Origin of the sequence: Paenibacillus apis (assembly GCF_018333295.1) — a bacterium.
Lineage (GTDB): Bacteria > Bacillota > Bacilli > Paenibacillales > Paenibacillaceae > Fontibacillus > Fontibacillus antibioticophila.
Window position 1 is genome coordinate 13,562 of record NZ_BORS01000014.1, and the last position, 20,714, is coordinate 34,275.

Annotated in this window: 20 protein-coding genes, 1 pseudogene and 1 riboswitch; of the genes and pseudogenes, 11 read left to right on the forward strand and 10 right to left on the reverse strand. The window is 51.6% G+C overall.

What is annotated here, in order from left to right; all coding sequences use genetic code 11:
* Nucleotides 1-2: 2 nt before the first annotated feature.
* The 4 genes from qoxB (at nt 3) to KI362_RS18830 (ending at nt 4,844) form a co-directional block, all read left to right on the forward strand.
* Nucleotides 3-1,946, forward strand: coding sequence for a cytochrome aa3 quinol oxidase subunit I (gene qoxB, locus KI362_RS18815; RefSeq protein ID WP_301629437.1), 1,944 nt, complete (start codon nt 3-5; stop codon nt 1,944-1,946).
* A complete protein-coding gene (locus tag KI362_RS18820; RefSeq protein ID WP_044480334.1) occupies nt 1,943-2,539 on the forward strand; it encodes a cytochrome c oxidase subunit 3 in 597 nt (198 codons plus the stop codon). The genes qoxB and KI362_RS18820 overlap by 4 nt, the downstream gene beginning before the upstream one ends.
* Before the next feature lie 10 nt (nt 2,540-2,549).
* Complete coding sequence (gene qoxD / locus KI362_RS18825) at nt 2,550-2,834, forward strand: cytochrome aa3 quinol oxidase subunit IV (protein ID WP_044480827.1); 285 nt, start codon at nt 2,550-2,552, stop codon at nt 2,832-2,834.
* A 510-nt stretch (nt 2,835-3,344) separates the two neighbouring features.
* Nucleotides 3,345-4,844: a glycoside hydrolase family 43 protein gene (locus KI362_RS18830; protein WP_301629439.1), complete on the forward strand. Its 1,500-nt coding sequence runs from the start codon at nt 3,345-3,347 to the stop codon at nt 4,842-4,844.
* A 1-nt stretch (nt 4,845) separates the two neighbouring features.
* On the opposite strand, the gene KI362_RS18835 is transcribed toward KI362_RS18830, so the two are convergent.
* Nucleotides 4,846-5,706: a helix-turn-helix domain-containing protein gene (locus KI362_RS18835; protein ID WP_044480331.1), complete on the reverse strand. Its 861-nt coding sequence runs from the start codon at nt 5,704-5,706 to the stop codon at nt 4,846-4,848.
* Between the two features lie 203 nt (nt 5,707-5,909).
* Here KI362_RS18835 and KI362_RS18840 point away from each other — a divergent pair, with 203 nt between their 5' ends.
* The 4 genes from KI362_RS18840 (at nt 5,910) to KI362_RS18855 (ending at nt 10,856) form a co-directional block, all read left to right on the forward strand.
* On the forward strand, nt 5,910-7,616 hold the full coding sequence (locus KI362_RS18840; protein WP_301629443.1) for an ABC transporter substrate-binding protein: 1,707 nt from the start codon (nt 5,910-5,912) through the stop codon (nt 7,614-7,616).
* 293 nt (nt 7,617-7,909) lie between these two features.
* Entirely contained in the window at nt 7,910-8,302 is a 393-nt protein-coding gene (locus tag KI362_RS18845; RefSeq protein WP_044480825.1) for a metal-sensitive transcriptional regulator, read from the forward strand.
* A gap of 46 nt (nt 8,303-8,348) precedes the next feature.
* Nucleotides 8,349-8,555, forward strand: a complete 207-nt coding sequence (locus tag KI362_RS18850; RefSeq protein WP_071784209.1) for a copper ion binding protein — start codon at nt 8,349-8,351, stop codon at nt 8,553-8,555.
* A gap of 69 nt (nt 8,556-8,624) precedes the next feature.
* The gene (locus tag KI362_RS18855; protein ID WP_301629446.1) at nt 8,625-10,856 is read left to right on the forward strand and encodes a heavy metal translocating P-type ATPase; all 2,232 of its coding nucleotides are present in this window, start codon (nt 8,625-8,627) and stop codon (nt 10,854-10,856) included.
* A 98-nt stretch (nt 10,857-10,954) separates the two neighbouring features.
* Here KI362_RS18855 and KI362_RS18860 read toward each other — a convergent pair whose 3' ends face one another.
* Genes KI362_RS18860 through KI362_RS18870 form a run of 3 tightly spaced genes read right to left on the reverse strand, consistent with a single transcriptional unit; the run spans nt 10,955 to nt 12,613 of the window.
* Nucleotides 10,955-11,560 (reverse strand): hypothetical protein, encoded by a 606-nt coding sequence (locus tag KI362_RS18860; RefSeq protein ID WP_301629448.1) that lies wholly within the window; start codon nt 11,558-11,560, stop codon nt 10,955-10,957.
* Nucleotides 11,541-11,744, reverse strand: coding sequence for a toxin-antitoxin system HicB family antitoxin (locus KI362_RS18865; RefSeq protein WP_301629450.1), 204 nt, complete (start codon nt 11,742-11,744; stop codon nt 11,541-11,543). The genes KI362_RS18860 and KI362_RS18865 overlap by 20 nt, the downstream gene beginning before the upstream one ends.
* 14 nt (nt 11,745-11,758) lie before the next feature.
* A complete protein-coding gene (locus KI362_RS18870; RefSeq protein ID WP_044480325.1) occupies nt 11,759-12,613 on the reverse strand; it encodes an SPFH domain-containing protein in 855 nt (284 codons plus the stop codon).
* A gap of 151 nt (nt 12,614-12,764) precedes the next feature.
* On the opposite strand from KI362_RS18870, the pseudogene KI362_RS18875 reads away from it, so the two are divergent.
* Both KI362_RS18875 and nfsA read left to right on the forward strand, forming a co-directional pair.
* Nucleotides 12,765-13,331 (forward strand): annotated as a pseudogene (locus KI362_RS18875) (LOG family protein).
* A 63-nt stretch (nt 13,332-13,394) separates the two neighbouring features.
* Nucleotides 13,395-14,138, forward strand: a complete 744-nt coding sequence (gene nfsA, locus KI362_RS18880) for an oxygen-insensitive NADPH nitroreductase (protein ID WP_301629451.1) — start codon at nt 13,395-13,397, stop codon at nt 14,136-14,138.
* A gap of 2 nt (nt 14,139-14,140) precedes the next feature.
* Here nfsA and KI362_RS18885 read toward each other — a convergent pair whose 3' ends face one another.
* Nucleotides 14,141-15,403, reverse strand: a complete 1,263-nt coding sequence (locus KI362_RS18885) for an MFS transporter (RefSeq protein ID WP_301629453.1) — start codon at nt 15,401-15,403, stop codon at nt 14,141-14,143.
* Between the two features lie 85 nt (nt 15,404-15,488).
* Nucleotides 15,489-16,076 (reverse strand): DUF2087 domain-containing protein, encoded by a 588-nt coding sequence (locus KI362_RS18890; RefSeq protein ID WP_044480319.1) that lies wholly within the window; start codon nt 16,074-16,076, stop codon nt 15,489-15,491.
* Nucleotides 16,077-16,340: 264 nt separating this feature from the next.
* Here KI362_RS18890 and KI362_RS18895 point away from each other — a divergent pair, with 264 nt between their 5' ends.
* Entirely contained in the window at nt 16,341-16,955 is a 615-nt protein-coding gene (locus KI362_RS18895) for an HD-GYP domain-containing protein (protein ID WP_301629456.1), read from the forward strand.
* Nucleotides 16,956-16,991: 36 nt separating this feature from the next.
* On the opposite strand, the gene KI362_RS18900 is transcribed toward KI362_RS18895, so the two are convergent.
* The 4 genes from KI362_RS18900 to KI362_RS18915 form a co-directional block, all read right to left on the reverse strand.
* The gene (locus KI362_RS18900; RefSeq protein WP_301629458.1) at nt 16,992-17,801 is read right to left on the reverse strand and encodes an ABC transporter ATP-binding protein; all 810 of its coding nucleotides are present in this window, start codon (nt 17,799-17,801) and stop codon (nt 16,992-16,994) included.
* Nucleotides 17,802-17,811: 10 nt separating this feature from the next.
* Nucleotides 17,812-18,585, reverse strand: a complete 774-nt coding sequence (locus KI362_RS18905) for an ABC transporter permease (protein WP_301629460.1) — start codon at nt 18,583-18,585, stop codon at nt 17,812-17,814.
* Entirely contained in the window at nt 18,582-18,878 is a 297-nt protein-coding gene (locus KI362_RS18910; protein ID WP_212940189.1) for a thiamine-binding protein, read from the reverse strand. The genes KI362_RS18905 and KI362_RS18910 overlap by 4 nt, the downstream gene beginning before the upstream one ends.
* Nucleotides 18,879-19,102: 224 nt before the next feature.
* On the reverse strand, nt 19,103-20,095 hold the full coding sequence (locus KI362_RS18915; protein WP_301629622.1) for an ABC transporter substrate-binding protein: 993 nt from the start codon (nt 20,093-20,095) through the stop codon (nt 19,103-19,105).
* A 185-nt stretch (nt 20,096-20,280) separates the two neighbouring features.
* Nucleotides 20,281-20,393, reverse strand: a riboswitch (TPP riboswitch).
* Nucleotides 20,394-20,714: the final 321 nt, after the last annotated feature.

Below are 20,714 nucleotides of genomic sequence, written 5' to 3' on the forward strand. Positions count from 1 at the left end.
ACATGAAATGGGACGAATTTTTCGTCACCGGCGAGCCGATGATCTATGGCGCGATGGTGAGCATCGTCGTGGCATCACTGGCGATTCTGATCGGCCTGACCTATTTTAAAAAATGGGGCTACTTATGGCGTGAATGGCTGACGACCGTGGATCACAAGCGGATCGGGATTATGTACATCATCTCGGCGCTGCTGATGCTGTTCCGCGGAGGCGTAGACGGGCTCTTGATGCGCGGACAGCTGTCAAGACCGGAGAACGGATTGCTGGATGCCCAGCACTATAATGAGATTTTTACAACGCATGGCGTAGTCATGATTCTGTTTATGGCAATGCCATTTATTATCGGCCTGATGAATGTGGTTGTTCCGCTCCAGATCGGAGCGCGCGACGTGGCGTTCCCTCGGCTGAATGCGGTCAGCTTCTGGCTGTTTTTCGCAGGGGCGATGCTTTTCAACATCTCCTTCGTTATCGGCGGTTCGCCGGACGCGGGTTGGACGGCTTATTTCCCGCTGGCGAGCATTGAGTTCAGCCCGACGGTAGGGAATAACTATTACTCGATTGCACTGCAGATAGCGGGGATCGGTACGTTGATGACCGGGATCAACTTCATTGTCACGATTCTGAAAATGCGTGCCAAAGGCATGACATTGATGAAGATGCCGATGTTCACCTGGTCTGTCTTGATTACTTGTGTCATTATTTTATTTGCCTTCCCGGTATTGACCGTGGCCTTGGGACTGATGATGTTCGACCGCTTGTTTGGCTCTCAGTTCTTCACGATGGCCAATGGCGGGATGGATATGCTCTGGGCCAACCTGTTCTGGGTCTGGGGGCATCCGGAAGTATATATCGTTATTCTTCCTGCGTTCGGGATTTATAGTGAAATTATCTCGACCTTCTCGCGCAAAAATCTGTACGGCTATAAATCGATGGTATGGAGTATGGTCGTCATCTCGCTCCTGTCCTTCGTGGTATGGGCGCATCACTTCTATACGATGGGACACGGAGCGATGGTCAACGGGGTCTTCTCGATCACGACGATGGCGATTGCGGTTCCTACGGGTGTGAAAATATTCAACTGGCTATTTACGATGCACAAAGGCAAGATCGAGTTTACGACGCCGATGCTGTACGCGCTCGCCTTTATCCCGATCTTTACGATCGGCGGCGTCACGGGCGTCATGCTGGCGATGGCCAGCGCCGACTATCAGTATCATAATACGATGTTCCTGGTGGCGCATTTCCACTATGTATTGATTCCGGGTACGGTGTTTGCCGTTATTGCCGGCTTCTACTACTGGTTCCCTAAGCTGTTCGGCTTCCGGCTTAACGAACGTCAGGGCAAGCTTGCCTTCTGGACGATCGCAATCAGCTTCAACGTAACCTTCCTGCCGCTGTTCTTCCTCGGACTGAACGGGATGACGCGCCGGATGTACACTTATTCGGAAAGCACCGGCTATGGTCCGTTGAACTTGATTGCATCCATAGGTGCAGTGGGATTGGCTATCGGATTTATTATTCTGGTGTATAACATCTACTGGAGCTTCCGTTATGCGCCAAGAGATACTACAGGCGATCCTTGGAACGCACGGACACTGGAGTGGAGCACCCATAGCCCGGTTCCGGAGTATAACTTCGCGATTGAACCGACGGTTACAGGACTCGACCCATTCTGGGAAGCGAAAAAAGGCGGACATAAATTGTATCAAGGTAAGCTTGAAGAAATCCATATGCCGAATAACAGCGGCCAGCCGGTGATTTTGGCCATACTGTTCTTCTTCTGGGGCTTCTTCATGGTATTCAGCTGGTGGACTCCAGCCATTATTTCCGGGATCGGCATTCTGATCATGCTTGCAGTTCGTTCCTTCGAACGCGATCATGGGCGTCATATTCCGGTGAAAGAAATTCAAGAGACCGAGTCAAGATTGCGGGGTGAACAAGTATGAAGCTAGATAATACACTGCCGCTGGAGTACCGTTCCGAGGAGAATAGCAATCGGATTCTTGGCTTCTGGATGTTCCTTGGCGCTGAAATTGTTCTGTTTTCAACTCTGTTTGCCGTGTATTTTGCGCTGTGGAACCGGACGGGGAACGGCCCGGGCGGACATGAGATTTTCGAGATTGGACCTGTATTGATTGAAACGTTTGTCCTGTTGACGAGCAGCTTCACAATTGGTCTGGTGATTAACAGTATGCGTCTGGGGTTGAAAAAGCCCGCGCTCCTATTCTTTGGAATTACGCTTGTGCTTGGTCTGGTGTTCCTTGGCGTTGAAATCATGGAATTCGTTACCTATGTGCATGAAGGAGCAACGCTGCAGACGAGCGCATTCCTGTCCAGCTTGTTTGTACTTCTCGGCACGCACGGCCTCCACGTGACCTTGGGTCTGCTGTGGGGCGGCGGACTGTTGCTGCAGATCAAGAAGGAGGGCTTCACGCTCGATACTTCGAACAAGACCTTTATCTTCTCGCTGTATTGGCACTTCCTTGACGTCGTCTGGATCTTCATCTTCAGCTTCGTATACTTGAAAGGAATGATGTGACATGAGTGACATGAAAAAATTGTTCCCGATTCAGCACATTCTGGGCTATGTATTATCCCTGCTGCTGTCGGTTGTTGCCCTGTCCGTAGTCTTCCTGGATATGTCTGCGGCAGTAGGCATGACGATCCTCATCATCAGCGCGGCGATTCAAATGGGCGTCCAGCTCTTCCTGTTCATGCATATCGGGGAGAACGGCTCCAAGACGGCACTTTACACTAACCTCATCTATGCCTTGTTTGTAGGCCTGGTGACGATATTCGGAACCCTGTTCACGATGATCTGGGGCTACCAGTAATCGATCGGGAGAGCCTGAGGCTCGGATGAACATGAGTTAGCAGATTTGAATAGAGCTGAATTGTCAGGACCCTGAAGCATCCTTGTGATGCTCAGGGTCTTTACTATTTTGCGTTGAACTGAAGAAGTGAGTATTTGCAGCTAAAAACCAGGCAGGACAAAACGAATATCACAATGTCTATATCATGCTAGTAGCATGACCCGAAAGTGAAGGTTCCATGTCCTATCGTGAAATATAATAGGGATTGAGAGCTTCCTCCGGCAAGACGGAGAAGTATTCTATATGAGTTGAATTCAAAACTACTTCAAAGGGCATAAGTGTAAAGTGTTACGAAGAAACGATAGTGTTCGCCTTTGAAAGCGGATTTCTGCCTTATCCTAATTTAGTTGAATCAAAGAAATCCGCGAATAACAGCGATCGTAGGAACACTTTACACGCTGCCTCTGGAAGTAAGCATATTGATTCAACTTATACAGCACGCTAAATACGATTCAGACAGGAGTGCAATGGATGCAGTTCACGAACCCCGTTATCCCTGGCTTTTATCCTGACCCCAGCATCTGCCGAGTCGGTGAGGACTATTATTTGGTTACAAGCACGTTTGAATATTTTCCGGGCGTACCTATTTTTCATAGCAAGGACCTGGTTCATTGGCGGCAGCTCGGCCATTGTTTAACTACCGAAGAGCAACTGCTGCTTGCAGGTGCAGGGAATTCTAGCGGTATCTATGCGCCCACCCTTCGTTATAATAAGGGGTGGTTCTATATGGTGACCACCAATGTGGGCGGAATCGGAAACTTCTACGTGAAGACGAGGAATCCGGAAGGTCCCTGGTCCAAGCCGATAACAGTTGCTCAGGATGGCATAGACCCCTCCCTTTTGTTCGACGACGATGGCCGTGTGTACCTTCAATCTGCGCGTATCGGCGGTATTTATCAATGTGAAATCGATATCGAGACCGGAAGGATGCTGACCGAGAGCCGCCTGATCTGGAAGGGGGCCGGCGGGGCCCATCCTGAGGCCCCTCACATATACAAAATCAAGGATTTCTATTACTTGATGATCGCCGAGGGCGGGACTGAATACGGCCATATGGTGACCATTGCCAGGAGCGCAGATCCGTACGGTCCCTATGAATCCTTCTCCGACAATCCCATTCTTTCGAACCGGAGCATGGACATTTCAATACAAGCTACCGGCCATGCGGATCTGGTCCAAGCCCAGGACGGCAGCTGGTGGGCGGTATGCTTGGGAATAAGACCGGTATCCTATCCGTATCGCCACCATCTGGGCAGAGAAGTATTTCTTGCCGGCGTATCCTGGACGGAGGACGGATGGCCGATCATCGGCAATCATGGTCATATTCATCCCGTGATGGAGGCGCCCGAGCTCCCCGAGACCCGTTGGCCTGAGAGGCCGGTAAGAGATGATTTCGACGAATCCCGTCTGGGCTGGGAATGGGCCTTTTTGCGGAATCCGAAGCTGGGCAGCTGGTCGTTGGAAAAGCGCCCTGGATATCTGACCTTATATGGTCAACCAACGACGTTGAGCGATTACGGTTCTCCAGCCTTTGTCGGGCGCCGGCTCAGTCATTTCTCCAGCCGCATACAAGCAGCGATAGAATTTGAGCCGTTGAACGAGGGGGAAGAGGCGGGGTTAACCATATACATGAACAGCAAGTATCATTATGAGCTCGCTGTAAGACTCGAAGGAAGCCGGAAGGTTCTGGTATTCCGGCGGACGGTCGGCTCGATGAAGGTAGAAGACCTTCGCGATTGCCCGGAGGGGAGTGGCGTGCTGCAAATCCGTGCGCTTCCGGAGAGGTTCGAAGCTTCGTTCCTTACGATGGATTCGCAGGTGCTTGAGATGGGCTGGGGCGAGTCGCATTTGCTGTCCACGGAAATCGCCGGCGGCTTTACAGGGGTCTTTATTGCGATGTATGCAACAAGTCCTTCAGAGCATGCGACTCCGGCGTATTTCGACTGGTTCGACTACGAACCGGTGAGCTAGTTCATCGGTTCTTCCGATAGGCTTGCGGCGACACGCCGTAAGCTTTTTTGAATTGGCGGGTAAGATAATTGCTGTCATTAAATCCGCAGGTATAAGAGATCTCCGTGACGGATAAGTGGGTCTGCTTGAGGAGCATACAGGCTCTTTCAAGACGAAGCCGTTGAAGGTAAGAGATCGGCGTGGTCTGATAATAGGCCTTGAAAATCCGGTTCAAATGCCGAATGGAAATATTGGATTTCGCAGCGATGCGTTCCAGCGTAATCGGCTCGAGGTAGTGATCTTCAATGTAGGAGACGGCATTCGCCAGATGCATCATGGCACTGTCCAGATCCTTTTCACCATGGTCATAATGTCTGGATAAGTAAACGACGAGCTCCATAAAGCGCGAAGTAAGCATCGTTTGACGGCCGGGAAGCCGGGATTCGTATTCCTCGATCATGGCAGCGACCAGATGCGCCACATACTCCAGACTGGACATGGTCAAGCTCAATTTGCTTTTATACGTCGTAATGTTCCGATAGAACGGTTCTAGAATAAACAGCGCCTGAAAGCCGTTCAGTGTCCGCAGATCCTGGGCGGCGGATTCAAGCAACTCCGGTTTATACATAATGTTGCAGATCCTGAAGTCCTGAGGCTCTTTATAGGCATGGGAGGTGCTGCCGTTAATGACAAACACATTGCCCTTCTTGATAAAAGCTTCTTCATTATTCACGATATGTGTGGCATGCCCGTTCAGGACAATGACCAGCTCGGAGAAATCCTCATGGTTATGGGTGTTGGTGTCTTCATCATGGCCTCCATATTGAATGAAGAAAGGGAAATCCTCATCCATTGTAAACCAGTTCAAGTAGACGTTCGTCATGACCTCAATGCCCCCTTAGCCTGCATACATGTCTATATCATGCTATTGGATGACTTGAAAATCAAGGTTCGGTCTTATTCGGTACGCTAGAATAATACCTGTAAGCAAGACCACCATTCGCCGGCCAGGGTGGTTCGCTTCGATGAAAGTAAGCGCATTCAATTGAAATGAATCAGGAAATAGACAGGGGGAAGGATGATTAGATGCGAAGCTTAAATAAAAAAATTGGAGTTTTTGCACTGGCTGGTATGTTGCTCATATCTGCAGGCTGCGGTAGTTCAGGAAATAATGCCGTGGATTCAAATTCGGGGAATCGAACCGGCGGAGATGAGAATAGTCCGATCTCGTTTACCTTTTTTGGTGCTGATGCAAGCCCGAACTGGAATAACATGAAGGATGAAGTCGGCAAGGAAATCACCGCTAAAACCGGAGTTACCCTGAATGCGGAGTTTGATGTTGGCAGCGGCGGCGGCCAGGATAAAATTTCACTTATGGCGGCCAGCGGCGATTATCCTGATCTTATTTTTGCAAAAGGCGAGCTTGGCAAGCTGGTAGACAGTGAGGCGATTATCGACCTTACGGAACTGATCGAGGAGCATGCCCCTAATATTAAAAAGCTGATGAGCGAAAATATGAACCGCATGAAATACAGTATTGAGGATCAGGCGATCTATTCAATTCCGACCAATATCGGCGTTGGACAGCAATATTTTGATGCCGTAAACGGCTTCCAGATTCAGCATCGCGTGCTGAAGGAGCTTGGTTATCCGGAAGTCAAAACGATCGATGACTTTGAGAACGTACTTAGAGCCTATGTGGAGAAACATCCGACCACGGACGGACAACCGACGATTCCTCTCACGCTGAATGCGGATGGCTGGAAAATGATGATAACCGTAACGAATCAAGCCAATAACACTACGAATGGAATGAATGACGGCGAATATCATGTGGATCCTGAAACCTATGAAGCGGTGCTTCATTATAAACGACCGGTAGAACGGGAATATTTCCGCTGGTTGAACAAATTGTATCATAACGGATTGCTGGATAAGGATTCCTTTGTCCAAAAAGAAGATCAATACAAAGCCAAAATCGCCAGCGGCCGTGTCCTGGGTCTGACCTCAGTGGATTGGGAATACGGTGAAGCGGAGAATGCACTGAAAGCCGCGGGCAAACACGAGTACACCTACGCGCACTTTCCGGTGACACTGAGTGAAGAATACAAGGACCATGCGATGCAGTCTTTCGGAGTGGACGGCTACGGAATCAGTATTACAACCGCTTGCAAAAATCCGGTGCGTGCGATCAAGTTCATTGACTGGCTGGCATCGGACGAGGGCCAGGTGCTGAGAAACTGGGGAATCGAGGGGAAACACTATAACGTGGAAGATGGCGTTCGTGTCATCCCTGAGGATGTACTCGATCGAAAAGTAAACGATACCAACAGTTTTGCCAAGGAGACGGGGATTGATCTATACACCATCTTCGGACCGCGTTACGGGGATGGCGTGAAGGATGCCACAGGCAACTATTATACAACCAATTTCCCGGAGCAGATTATCGCCAGTTATTCGGAGGTTGAAAAAGAAACTCTCGCTGCTTATAGCGCCACGACCTGGAAGGATCTGTTCCCTAGTGAGGAGGAGCTTCCGGTCAAAGAGTGGGGAGCCTTGTACAATATGCAGGTTCCGACGGATGGAGACTATCAGGTTACATATCAGAAAACACAGGATATTATCCAAAAGAGAATTCCAGCAGCCATCTTGGAAGCGCCGGATAAGTTCGATCAGGTGTATGATGAATTCCTCGCCGAATTAGATAAGGCTGGAGCTAGAGAAATGGAGGAGCAATACACAGCGCTGGTAAAAGCAAGAGTTGAGCTCTTTACAGGCAAGGCTATCGATTAAAACTGGACAGCAGATACGTTCCCCGGTAATCCCTCGTCATAGCGAGGCATTACCGGATTTTTTATGCATGCGTAATCTGCTCGGGCGTCGAAACAAGCGCGTAAAGAAAGTTGCTAAATGCTCTTTATCAGTGCGAGTGTGATACATAGATTGAATGGTATGTGTGAAAAATAAAAAAAGAAGGTCTCTTTACATACCCCCTGGGGGTATAGTATGATGTACTCAACAGCAGGAAGTTTGATGTGAATAGACTGTTGTTCCCTGGACAAAAGGATGGGGAGGAGGAAGTGAAGATGGTGAATGAACAAGAGTTAAGCAAGCTATCTGGTCATGGTGCTGCCGGACATCAGGATCAAGCGGCCAAGCCGGAAGCATGTTGTTCTCATGAGGCTGGCGAGCATGCTCATGCAAGGCACAGTCACCACTCCGATGCGGTGAAGAGCAATCTGATCAGCAGGTTGAACCGGGTCGAGGGACAGATTCGCGGAATTAAAGGGATGATCGAGAAGGATACCTATTGCGATGATGTGCTCAATCAGATTGCGGCTGTTCAATCGGCTTTAAATAGTGTGGGCAAGCTTCTTTTGGAGGGACACATGAAGAGCTGCGTGATCGAACGCATTCAGGCGGGAGAGACAGAAGTAGTTGATGAGCTGTTGTTAACCGTTCAGAAGCTGATGAAGTAGCAGGAAATTGAGCTTGCTTTATAAAACTTTTAGGAGGATGAATAAGATGTCGAATGTAACCTTGAAGGTAGAAGGAATGTCTTGTAACCATTGCGTAAAGTCTGTGGAAGGCGCGGTAAAAGAGCTTGGCGCTGAAGCGAAGGTAGATCTGGCTGCAAAGAGTGTCACGGTAGCCTACGACGCGGATAAGGTTACGGTTGAAGCGATCAAGGGAGCCATTGAAGAGCAAGGCTATGACGTGGTAGGCGAATAGACAGAAAGAAATTTCTGTCGCCTTCTATATACCCCCTAGGGGTATGAAGCATCGAAAGGAAGTGTGGGTATGGAAACGGCAAAGACAAATCCTGCGGCCAGTGATCAAGCGGCAACCCTGCAAATTACGGGGATGACTTGCGCGGCCTGCGCCAACCGGATCGAGAAGGGTCTGAACCGGATGGAAGGCGTGGAGGCCAATGTCAATTTTGCGCTGGAGACAGCTCAGGTTAAGTATACATCTGGTCAAGTGTCGATGGATGACATCTTGAAGAAGGTGAGCCAGCTCGGGTATCAGGCGGCTCTGAAGCAATCCGAGCAGGACACGGATGAGGCAAGAAAGGCGGAGATCCGCAAGCAAAAGCTTCGGCTGATCGTCTCGGCGGTACTGTCCTTTCCGCTCCTGTGGGCGATGGCCGGGCATTTTTCGTTCACTTCGTTTATTTGGACCCCCGAGCTGTTCATGAATCCGTGGTTCCAGCTCATTCTGGCCACACCGGTTCAGTTCCTGATCGGAGGAACCTTCTATATCGGGGCTTACAAGGCCCTGCGCAACAAGAGCGCCAACATGGATGTGCTGGTTGCGCTGGGGACGTCGGCGGCGTATTTCTATAGTCTGTATCTCAGTCTGGACAGCTTGTCGATGAGCCACGGACATACCCCCCAGCTGTATTATGAAACGAGCTCGGTGCTGATCACGCTGATCCTGCTGGGCAAATGGTTCGAGGTGATGGCAAAGGGACGGTCCTCCCAAGCGATCAAAACCTTGATGGGCTTGCAGGCGAAGACGGCGCTGGTGCTTAAGGACGGGGCAGAGATCAGCGTGCCGATTGAAGAGGTTGTGCCCGGAGACGTAATTATTGTAAAGCCGGGGGAAAAGATCCCGGTCGATGGCGAGGTTGTCTTCGGCACGTCGGCGGTGGATGAATCGATGCTGACCGGGGAGAGCATTCCTGTAGAGAAGCGGGAGGGCGATGCTGTCATCGGCGCTACCGTCAACAAGAATGGCTCGCTCCGCATCCGGGCGACCAAGGTTGGCCGCGAGACCGCACTGGCCCAGATCATCCGGGTCGTGGAGGAAGCGCAAGGCTCCAAGGCGCCGATTCAGCGGGTGGCGGATGTCATCTCCGGCATCTTCGTGCCGATTGTCGTCGGGATCGCGTTGGTAACGTTCCTCGTCTGGTTCTTTATCGTTGAGCCGGGCAGCTTTGCGGGGGCGCTGGAAAAAGCAATCGCAGTGCTTGTCATCGCCTGCCCGTGCGCATTGGGTCTGGCGACGCCGACCTCGATCATGGCGGGTTCGGGCCGTGCGGCCGAATACGGCATTCTGTTCAAGGGCGGCGAGCATCTGGAAAGCGCTCAGGCGCTGGACACGATCGTGCTGGATAAGACCGGCACGATCACGCGCGGCCAGCCTGAGCTGGAGAGCGTCGTTCCTGCCGATGGCTGGAACGAGGCGGACCTGCTGCGCCTGGCCGGTGCGGCCGAGCGCAGCTCGGAGCATCCGCTCGCGGAAGCGGTGATCGCCGGGGCCCGTGCTCGGGGCCACGAGCTGCCGGAGGCTTCCGCGTTCGAGGCGGTGCCGGGCCATGGCATCGCCGCCGTAGTGGAGGGCCGCCGCGTGCTGGCTGGAACGCGCCGCTTGATGGCGCGTGAGGGCGTGGACGCCGGCACGGCCCTGGACGGGATGACGGCCCTCGAGGAGGCCGGCAAGACCGTGCTGCTCTTGGCCGTCGACGGGCAGTACGCCGGCATGCTGGCCGTGAGCGACCAGGTGAAGGACAGCTCGCGGCAGGCGGTAGCCCGCCTGAAGGAGCTCGGCCTTCGGGTGGTCATGATCACGGGCGATAATGAACGGACCGCCAAGTCGATTGCCGCCGAGGTCGGCATCGATGAGGTGCTGGCCGAGGTGCTGCCGGAGGGTAAGGCAGCCGAAGTGAAGCGCCTGCAGGAGCAGGGCCGCAAGGTTGCGATGGTCGGAGACGGCATCAACGATGCGCCCGCCCTCGCCATGGCCGATGTCGGCATTGCCATCGGTACGGGCACCGACGTGGCGATGGAGGCCGCGGATGTGACGCTGATGCGGGGCGACCTGGAAGGCGTGCCGGATGCGATTCTGATGAGCAAGCGCACGATGCGCAATATCAAGCAGAATCTGTTCTGGGCGCTCGCCTACAACTCCATCGGCATACCGGTCGCTGCGGCGGGCTTCCTGGCTCCATGGCTGGCGGGAGCGGCTATGGCGCTCAGCTCGGTATCGGTGGTTCTCAACGCGCTTCGCTTGCAGAGAGTGAAGCTGTAGGTATCGGTAATTGGAATATGGAAGGACTAACACACAAAGCCTTTCCCGCAACGGAGTGATTCCGGCAAGGGAAAGGCTTTGATGTGCTCTAACCATTCTTAACGATAATTCTCCCGAATGACTCCATGCTCCTCCAGGGCCGCGATAAAATACCGCATAAGCCGTACTCCTTGATTCAAGCTGTCGGCATCGGGGTTTTTGCTCGCTTCCGTCAAGGTTAGCAGCAGCCTGCGATCCTTTGTTTTCAGCGAGATATAAGCGTCCGGCTTGCTCTCCAACACTTCCTGAAGCCCTTCGAACTTCAACAGTTGACGGAGCAGGCTAGGGTGAGTGGCCTTGGCGTGAAAGCTCTTCTGCATCGCAGAATTCGGCATAGACGCATCCTTCAGCTCCGAATGAAACGGAATAAAGATCAGCCGATTGACCTTGCACAGATGAAACTGAAACTTTCTTCGAGGCTGAAAGGAGTACTGGATACTCGTAATGAGCTGGGAGGACTCGGAGCCGGAATCTTTTATGGTGACATATAATGTTCCGCGCCCATGTCCCAGCTCGATGCGTACATGCTGTCCGGTATACTTCCAGTTTTTGAAGGAAGCGGGAACGAAGGAGCCGCCTCCGGTCTGGGCAAATTGCTGCAGCACAGTCGTGGCCTTGGATACCCACCAAGGCTTATTAAGCTTCTTACTCGTCTTCGTCTGCATGATCCTTGACCTCCTTGCCGGGAGCGCGCTTCGGAGAAGGCAGCCGTCCCTCTTTCCTTAGAGCCTCCCGCAGCAAATATTCGATATGGCCGTTCACGCTTCGGAATTCATCCGCCGCCCAGCGCTCCAAAGCTTCGTACAACAATGGGTCAAGACGCAAAGGGAAGCTTTTTTTAGCTGGCATCGTCTGGATGTCCCTTAGTACAGCGAGCTTGTATTAATGACCGGCTGGGCGGAGCGGTCGGCCACGACGGCAACAAGCAGATTGTTGATCATAGCTGCTTTGCGCTCATCATCCAGTTCGACGACATTGTCGCTTTGCAGGCGCTCGATAGCCATTTGTACCATGGTAACGGCACCGTCGACAATTTTCTCGCGGGCGGCGATGATGGCCTCGGCCTGTTGGCGCTGCAGCATGGCGCTTGCGATTTCAGTGGAATAAGCCAGGTGGGTGAGACGGGATTCAATGACCTTTACGCCGGCAATTTCAAGCCGTTTTTGCAGTTCCTCGGTCAGCTCCAGTGCAATCTCCTCGGTGTTGCCCCGCAAGGAGAAGCCCGTACCGTCCGGTTGATCATAAGCGTATTTGCTGGCTACATGGCGCAGTGCCGTCTCGCTTTGAATTTCGACAAAAGTCTCGTATTCATCAACCTCGAACAAGGCGGCCGCCGAGTCCACGACGGAGAAGACAACGACCGTTGCGATCTCGATCGGATTTCCGTTCACATCATTCACCTTCAGCTTGGCACTGTTGAAGTTGCGAACGCGGAGCGATACCGCTTTGCGTGTGGAAAATGGAATCGAAAGATAGAAGCCGCTCTTGCGGATGACCCCCAGATATCGGCCGAAGAAGGTCAGGACGCGGGCCTGGTTCGGCTGTACAATGGTAAGTCCGGTTAGCAGAATAAACGCAATCGCACATGCGATAATCCCGACAATTAGCGGGAGTGTGGATTGAAGGGAGATCAAATAGCCTCCTGCGACGCCGATAAGAACAATAAACAGCAGGCCAGCAAACCCGTTCAAATAGGACAACTCTTTCTCTTTTAACATAGCGAGCACTCCTTATAGTGGATATTGATTTGATATTTTAATGATATCACTTTTGTATATTACTGTAAATAGGTAACTTCGGGATAGAGACAAACATATGTTCTGTGTTATGATAATTAAGCGACTAAGCAGGAAAGGACGGATCAGGTAGATGAATATAGCGGTATATTGCGGAGCAAGTTTGGGCAACTCGCCTGTTTATCAGGAGGCGGCGGTTGAGATTGGGGAGTGGATCGCCCGCTAGGGTCATGTGCTGGTTTATGGCGGCGGAAGAGCAGGATTGATGGGGATATTGGCGGATACCGTTTTGAGTCATGGCGGAGAGGTTATTGGGATTATTCCGGGCTTCCTGCGCGACCGTGAGCTGGCGCATCCTCATCTGACGGAGCTGATCGTGGTAGATTCCATGCCGGAGCGCAAGAAATATATGATGGATTTAAGCAAGGCGTATCTGGCCCTGCCTGGCGGTCCCGGTACTCTGGAGGAGATTACGGAATGCGTCTCTTGGGCGAGAATCGGACAGAATGAGCATCCGTGTATTTTTTATAATAAAAACGGGTACTACGATCTTGTGGATTCCTTTTACAGCAAAATGGTGGATGAAGGCTTCTTGAGCACGGAAGATCGGAGTAAAATCCTGTTTTCAGATTCGATCGGGCAAATTGAGGCTTTTATTGAAAGCTACATACCGCCCGGTATTCGGCAATATCAAGTGTAATAGGAAAGACGTTTGATGCAGCACACCCTATTCATTAGTTCATTGAAGGGAGCGGAATCCGATATGAATGATACGATCTCATTATTGATGAATCATCGCTCGATCCGGAAGTATTCGGATGCACCGGTGACGAAGGAGCAGGTAGAGACGATAGTTGCTGCAGGGCAGATGGCCTCCAGCTCCAGCAATGTGCAGGCGTATATGGTGATTGCAGTTACGGACCCGGAGCAAAAGGATAAGCTGAAGGAGCTGTGCGGACAGCAGACTTACATCGCAGAGTGTCCGGTGTTTCTGGTCTGGTGCGGTGATTTGTCACGATTGAAGCGCGCTGCGGAGCGTCATCTTCCCGAGAAGCAAAGCTATGAGCAAACGACGGAAAACTTCATTGTGGCGACCGTGGATGTGGCGCTTGCAGCACAGAATGCGGCAGTGGCTGCGGAATCACTGGGACTTGGCATAGTCTATATTGGCGGTATCCGGAACCACAGTCAGGAGGTGTCCGAGCTGCTGGGTCTGCCAGAGCTGGACTATCCGGTATTCGGCATGTGTCTCGGCTACCCCGATCAGAACCCCGGACAGCGGCCACGGCTGCCGCAGGAAGCGGTGCTCCATTGGGAACATTACCGCCCGCAGCAAGGGGAGGTCGCTGTGGAGCGGTATGATGAGGTCATGGCGGAGTACCTGCGGGAGAGAACCGGCGGTGCGAAGGATACGCCATGGTCGGTCCTGATGGCGGAGAAGCTTGTTCACCCGTCCCGGGCGCATATGAAGTCATTTTTGCGGGATAGGGGATTCCTTAAGGAATAGCATCAAGCCTGCAGACGAGGGCGGAAAAACAGGTAAACGGCGGTGAAGCAAGCGCCCATCGTCATGAGGAATAGGCCTCCGGCCAGTCCAAGCATCCTCGGGGTGAGAACCTCCAGCAGAAATCCGCTCAGGAACATGGAGATTCCCATGATCGTGTTCTGCATGGAACCGAGCATGCCCATGAATCTTCCTCTCAGGTACTCCGGTACGGTATTCATCAGAAGGGTCTGGTTGCAGGCTCCGCCGATACTGGAGATGGCAGCTGTCAGCACCATAAGTCCAGCGGCAATCAGCATAGAACCGCTCTGGCTGACGAGGATATGGCATATTCCTTCGGCGAGCAGCGTGAGGATCGCGGCGATCCGAAGCTGACCGGCGAATCTTCCGGTCAAGGCTGAACCAGCGACAAGCCCGATGCCTAGCGCCCCGTACATGAGCCCGATTCCAAAATCACCCGCATGGAACACCTCTGTGGCATATATGCTGAGCAAAATATTAAAGATCCCGTCACCGATCGGCCATACCGCAAAGATAAAGAGCATGAGTCGCAGGTAGGGAGAGGCGGCAAGCAAGGACTTGAATTCAGCCCATCCCTGTCTGCGTGCCATCGGCTCTAATTGTGAATGATCCAGGGAGCCTGGGGAGGCTGATTGCGGCTGAGCGTGCTCGTCATGCTGCGCAGTCCTGGATAGCTGAGGCAGCCTCGCCAGCAGCAGTGCGGATATCAGGAAGGATACGGCATTACACAAGAACGAGGCCTCCGAACCGAGCCAGACCGCCACCGCGCCCCCGGTTACGGAGCCGAAAATTAAAATAAAGCCGGTCATTACCTCTTCCAGGCTGTTGATGTTCAGGAGATGCTCCTTCCTGACCAGAAGCGGGATTGCTGACATCCGGGCGGGGACATAGAGCGCTTCTCCGGCAGACAGCAGGAACATGGATAACCAGATGATCCAGATGTCCCCAACGTCTCTGACGAATAACGGAAGCAGGGCGAAGGCGGCCCTGATGAGGTCCGCAGCAATCATTAATCGCTTCTTGGGGAAACGGTCTGCCAACCAGCCGCCAAGCGGCGCAAAGATCAGGTAGGGAACGAGCCGGATTGCGAACGCGATTCCTACGGCAAGCCCGGAGCCAGTTAATGACAACAGCAGCCCCAGCACAGCCACCTGGCTAATGCGATCGCCAATTCCGTTCACGATTCCAGCCCCGAATAATTTTGCATAATCTCTTTCGTGGTGAAGTACTCCTTTTCGAATAAGCATGATAACTCCTTACTATAAAGTAAATTTGATATTAACCTAATTCGACATATATCTAATTAACATTCCAAAAAAAGTAGGGAAGCCATTAAGGCTTCTCCCAGATTTCCCGAGGGTTCAATTCATAAATTTCATTCTCCCGGTACATGTATTGATGCATTATAAATTCGCGCCGGATCGTCGCATAATCCTCGTGGTATTGCTTGATATACTCATTAATCTCTTTCTCTGTATACTTCGTGTTCGGCTTCAAGCCCTCGACCAGATGCTCAAGTACGATCCGCTTCTTCTTCTGCTGGGCCGGCAAATGCTTGAGCCTGCCTTCCTTGGTAAAGAAATTCTTGATGACCGTCTGTTTCTGCAGGGCCAGGTCTCCGGCAGGCTCACGAGAAGAAGGCTCCGCTCCGCCGCCCCCGATGCTTAATATCGCTTCCGCCTGAAGATTCAGGCTCTTCTCATTCAAATAGAAATAAATTGTATTCTTCTCTCTACGTTCGTAAATGAGGTCCGCCTCCCTTAATTTAGTCATGTGATGAGTAATCGTCGGAGGGGACACTCCCAGCTTTCCGGCCAATGCCTGACCGTGAAGGGGACCGTTTCTTAGCAAAGCAACTATGCGTACACGGGTAATATCGCCCATCGTCTTATGGAACTGAACAATACGATCAATCTGCATTTTGATCCCTCCCCAACAAATTAAACATATGTCTAATTAGAATATAATTAAATTACCATGATCGGGCTTACAAGTCAATCGACAAAGTTGCAGGTAGTTTTATATGCAACTAAAGGCCTGTTTTTGGCGAAAAGTTAGTATTTTGAAAGTTTGTTGTCGCTTATTTCTATGCATTTCATAACTTTTGACCTATAATGTAAAAGTGTTCCAAAAGTAGAACAGAAAATATAACGACTTGTGAAACAGGTATTAGGAGGCAGGCTGTTGGTTGCTTCAAATATCAACGTGGATAATTTGGGATGGGAACGGGGTCCGGAAGCGAAAATATGGATTAAGAAGCTGAGAGATACGCATCCGGATATCTATCACCATTCGTCGCGCTTGGCCATGCTGGCCGAGAAGATAGCTGTTCCATTGGAGCTGAGCGAGGAGGCCGCAGGCCAGTTGAGCCGAGGATGCTTTCTGCATGATATCGGTAAGACGGCCATCTCTCGGGAATTGATCACGCAAAGGGATAGCTTTAATGAGGAGCAATGGAAGATCATCCGCAGTCATCCGGAGATCGGTGCGAAGATGCTGGAGGGAGACCCCGGCTTTAGCCCCGAGATCATCTCGATTGTAAGGCATCACCATGAGCGGTGGGATGGCAGAGGATATCCCGACGGGCTTGCAGGTACGAATATCCCGCTTGGGGCTCGGATCTGTGCGGTGCTCGATGCCTTTGATTCCATGACATCAAACAAAATTTATCGGAGAAGAATCAGTCTGAGCGAGGCGAGACTCGAGCTGATCCGCAATGCCAACGCTCAGTTTGACCCGGAAATCGTGCATGCAATGATGGAAATATCGGAACAAACGCTGAATATATATTCCTTATAATAAATAAATGAAGCCAATCCGAGCGGGAAACGCTGCTCAGATTGGCTTTTTGCGTTGTTGTTCAACCATACGTTCACTGACCTCGCGCTTGAGCCTGAGAAATTCGGGATCATTGGCAATATCCTTGCGGCGGGGCCGCTCAAAGGGGACATCTACCTTATGGATAATGGAGGCGGGTCGATTGGAGAACAGGTAGACCGTGTCCGAGAGCAAGAGAGCTTCCTCAATACTGTGTGTGATGAGCAAGACAGAACGGCGTTGTTCCTCCCATAGCTCCAGCAGCCATTCCTGCATTTCATGACGGGTTAATTCATCCAGCGAGCTGAAGGGCTCGTCCAGACAGAGCAGCTCCTGCGGAGCAATCAGACCGCGGAGGAAGGAGGCGCGTTGCTGCATTCCTCCGGACAGCATGTGAGGATAAGCCTTCTCGAAGCCCTTTAATCCGGCCTTCGCTATCCAGTTCTCCGCCTCGGCGCGAACATGCTGATCGATACCTCCGGAGATTTCTCTTGCCAGCAAAATGTTATCACGGGTCGTTCGCCAGGGAAATAGTGCAGGCCTCTGCGGAACATAGCTGATATAGCCCCGCTCTCCAGTCACATCTTGTCCGTGTATCCGTACAAGCCCCTGTTCCGGCCGAAGCAGACCGCCAATCACATGAAAGAGCGTGCTTTTTCCGCTGCCGGAGGGTCCGATAATGGAGACAAACTGACCGGAGGGCACAGTGAGGGAGATATCATTCAATACGGGCAGTCGCTGTGAACCATCGGCGAACGCAAGGCTGATGCTCTGAAGCTCAAGCGCAGCGGCTGGAAGATTCGGTTGCTGGGATTGAATCATGTTCATTGAATTCCCCTCATTTCTGTTTATCCTCTGTTGGATTGTAGCGGATCAGCCATTTCTCAAGCAAAGCGACCAAAGCAAACATGGCGAGACTGACGATGACAATCACTGCGATGGCGACGAAAGTGCGGTCTGTCCGGAATGACGCTTTTTGCAGCATCATATAATATCCGATTCCTTTGTCCGCCCCGATCCACTCGGCAATAATGGCCCCCATAACGCTATAGGTTGCCGCGATCTTCAATCCGGAGAAAATCGACGGCAGCGCGTGAGGAACCTCCAGCTTGGTGAAGATAGCCCGTCTCGATGCCCCGGACATTCGCATATAGTCAAGCATAACCCGGTCCGTGCGCGTCAGTCCGTCCATGGCGGCTACGGCGACAGGGAAGAAGCAGACAAGTGTAATGACGATAATCTTCGGCAGCAGTCCGAACCCGAACCAGATCATCAGAAGCGGTGCGAGCGCTATCGTAGGCACGTTTTGACTCAGGATGATTAGCGGGTATAAGGCGGATTTTAGAAAAGGAATATAGTGCAGCAGAAAAGCAACCAAAAGCCCGACAACACTCCCGATAACAAAACCAAGCAGCATCAGGCGAAGCGTTGCGAAGGTATGGACCCAGAGGCCAGCGGCTTCAGATACGGCCTGATCGGCAATGGTTGAAGGGCTGGGCAAAACCCACTGTTCAATATTAAATAGCGAGGTGGATACTTGCCATACCAGTATAAACAGGATGACCGCCGCAAGCGGCGGCCAAATCCTGTTCCAGAGACGGCGGGAATTCATGGACGGTATTTCTCGACCAGCTTATCCATGCTGACGCCTTTCTCAGGATTGTATACAATTTTAACCTGCGAAATGATGCTGTTGCTTCCGAATTCAGCGACCGCCACATTCATCTTTTTCACGATTTCCAGCAGCTCATCCAGGTCTCCTTCCATCGTTGTCTCCAAGGCATTGACCTGATATTTGACCCCGGAGCTCTGGATAACCTCGATGGCACGATCTACATAAGGAATGGAATCCTCACCGTTAGGTGTCTTAGGAATAATCTGAATACTGAGCAATGTGTTTGACATAGCGAACATCCTCTCTTGAATTAGATTAAGTGATCTGTAAGTGTGGTGAACAATAGGAGCCTGCGGCCGGTATGGGCTTACACTCGCTGTTAAACCCGGATTTCTGGGAATTGGACCTGATAAGGTTGAAATCAGGGTTTAAAGGCGACCGCTTCCGCTGTTTCAGCTCCATACCGGCTCTCCGGCTACTTGCTCACCACACTTATATCAGTTGAATAATAAATTCAGTTCGTCTCAGGTAAAAAGTCGTTCGTAAAGGCGCTGTCGATATCCAGCTCTTGCTCGATCAGTCCGCGCTCGTACATCCAGTCGGAATAGTTCTTCCAGACTTCCGGCTTTTGTTCTCCCCAACGTGGTGCATCATCCTGATATTTCGGACTTAGCCATTTCTGGCTGGCATGCACCAGCTCTTTGTCCAGCTCGGGCACAGCCTTCAGCAGCAGATCTGCAGATTCCTCCGGATGCTCGGCTGCATACTGATAACCCTTGGAGGTGGCACGCATGAATGCCCGCACCAGGTCCGGATCATTTGCAATGGTCTTCTCATTGGTGACGATGACCGGCGTATAGTAGTCCAATTGGTCCGAATAATCTTTAATATATTGCATGTCCAGCGGTTCTCCGCGCAGCTCGGCCTCAATTCCGGTCCACGCATAGAAGATCCACGCAAAATCAATATCCCGCTTCACGGCTGTGAAGTAGTCTGCCTCACCAATATTGACGAGCTTGACCTTGGATATATCGCCGCCGTCCACATCCATAATGGACTTCATAATCGCTTCCTCTACAGGGGATCCCCAGCCGCCGTAAGTTTTACCTTCGTAATCCTTAGGCGATTTGATTCCGCGATCTACCGGAGCCGCGAAGCCTGACGTGTTATGCTGGATGACCGCCGCGATCGAGACGAGCGGAACCCCTTGCAAGCGGCTCTGGGTCACGTTCTCCTGAACGCTTACGCCGAAGGGCACTTCATCGGAAGCAACCATAGCATCTGCGCCGCCCGAGCCCGGGAGCGCGATCTCTACATTCAATCCTTCCGCTTCGTAATACCCCAATTCCCTGGCGGCATAAAGTCCGGTGTGATTCGTGTTGGGGCTCCAGTCCAGCACAACGGTTACGTCCTTCAGGGCTGCTTGCCCATTTGTTCCTTCAGAGCTGTCTGTAGTGCTGCCCTGATTTCCGCAGCCCGCAAGCATGGCTGCAATCAAGATGGCCATAGCGAGCGGGAACAGCGTTTTTTTCTTCACAGAAATCCACTCCTTCTAGTGCATGAATTTCCGCAGCGATAGGTTTACGTTCTCCTGAACCGTGAAGAACATGCGATAGAGTTCCTTGCACGGCGTATTGGGATAAAAAAAGCGCCCCGAATGCGGGACGCGTAGGTTCATGGCAAAATATGCGAGCCATGCTCTGTCATTCTTCCTACGCTGGCATTACCCAGATCAGGTTAAAGGGTCAGTATCTTGATGGGATACAATCTCAGCCGGCCTTATTCCAGCTCCCCCGAACTATGTAACTGCGGATACACTAGTCATTATAGACACGTAACCCCCGTCTGTCCAGCAGGCAAGCTGAAAATTCCTCGGGTATCCTTGCTGATTGATTTGCTTTTTAATTTCCAGCAGAGTATAATTAATACATCTGGAAATTTAAAGAAGTGATATTCGCATGTTGAAAAGAGTGTCAATTTTTTAAAAGTGCGAGTTCAAAAAGTCGGGTTTACAGGACCGAGAAGGTTGGATGAAGCTAGGGACTGAGTAGCGGAGCGTAGACAGATCTACGTGAGCAACGGAAGGCCCGGCTGAATTCAAGATTCGATGTCGAATTTACTCCTCG